Origin of the sequence: Halorubrum sp. SD626R (assembly GCF_001261915.1) — an archaeon.
Lineage (GTDB): Archaea > Halobacteriota > Halobacteria > Halobacteriales > Haloferacaceae > Halorubrum.
The window spans coordinates 1-1219 of the sequence record NZ_CVRT01000111.1 but is presented as its reverse complement, the minus strand read 5'-3'; the positions used below and the strand labels follow the sequence as shown (position 1 = coordinate 1219).

Below are 1219 nucleotides of genomic sequence, written 5' to 3'. Positions count from 1 at the left end.
AGCGCGGGGAGTTCTTCCGCGTCTTCCCCGACGAGGGCGGTCGGCTCGCGCTGACCCCCGTCGACGAGGAGGCCGCGGGCAGCCGGCTCGGGAAGATAACGAACAAGACCGTCGTCCCCGGCGGGGCCGTCCAGCTGACGCTCCACGACGGGGCGAACGTCCGCGTCGACGACGACGCGCCGTACGACACCAAGGACTCGATCGTCATCGACAACGAGTCGAAGGAGATCGTCGCCCACTTCGAGTACGAGGAGGGCGCCCTGGTCACCGCCGTCGCCGGCCAGCACGCCGGCCGGATCGGCGAGGTCGACGACATCGACGTGACGCTCGGCTCGGGCTCGAACACGGTCTTCGTCGGCGACGACGAGGACGGCTACGAGACGGTCGAGGAGTACCTCGTCGTCATCGACGAGAACTTCACGGGCGACGAGGACGACGCGACCGACGCCGACGAGACGGGTGATTCGGATGAGTGAGTCCGAGAGCGCCGCGCACGAGATGCGCGAGCCGTACCTGGAGAAGGTCGTCGTCCACATGGGCGTCGGGCAGGGCGGTGAGCCGCTCGCCGACGCCGAGGAGATCATCGAGGAGATCACGGGCCAGCAGTCGGTCCGGACGACCTCGAAGCGCACCATCGCCGAGTTCGGGATCCGCAAGGGCGACCCGATCGGCGTCAAGGTGACGCTGCGGGGCGAGGACGCGCACGAGTTCCTCGCGACCGCGCTCGACGTCGTCGACGTCTCGCGGAGCCAGTTCGACGACACGGGCAACCTGAGCTTCGGGGTCGAGGACCACACCGACTTCCCGAGCCAGGAGTACGACCCCAACATCGGCATCTACGGGCTCGACGTGACGACGACGATCGTCCGGCCCGGCTACCGCGTGTCGAAGCGGGACAAGGCGACGGCGTCTATCCCCGCGAACCACCGGATGACCGTCGAGGACGCGGCCGCGTTCCTCGAAACGAACTTCGACGTAGAGGTAACGGAATGAGCGAAGCGAACAACGACACGGGCGAACACGCGGCGAAGCGCACCGACACCCGGCACACCTGCCGGCGGTGCGACCGCGAGCAGGGGCTTGTCGGCAAGTACGACATCAACCTCTGCCGGCAGTGTTTCCGCGAGGTCGCCCGAGACATGGGATTCGAGAAGTACAGCTGATCATGACGGGAAACGATCCATTCACCAACGCGCTCGCCGGCATGGACAACGCCGAG

At 67.3% G+C, this 1219-nt stretch carries 2 protein-coding genes and 1 pseudogene; all 3 read left to right on the top strand.

Annotated features, from left to right (window positions below):
- Positions 1–476, top strand: a pseudogene (locus SD626R_RS11855) (30S ribosomal protein S4e); the annotation flags it as partial.
- On the top strand, positions 469–993 hold the full coding sequence (locus SD626R_RS11850) for a 50S ribosomal protein L5 (RefSeq protein ID WP_092566566.1): 525 nt from the start codon (positions 469–471) through the stop codon (positions 991–993). The pseudogene SD626R_RS11855 and the gene SD626R_RS11850, both read left to right, overlap by 8 nt.
- Complete coding sequence (locus SD626R_RS11845; RefSeq protein ID WP_092566565.1) at positions 990–1163, top strand: 30S ribosomal protein S14; 174 nt, start codon at positions 990–992, stop codon at positions 1161–1163. The genes SD626R_RS11850 and SD626R_RS11845 overlap by 4 nt, the downstream gene beginning before the upstream one ends.
- Positions 1164–1219 lie beyond the last annotated feature (56 nt).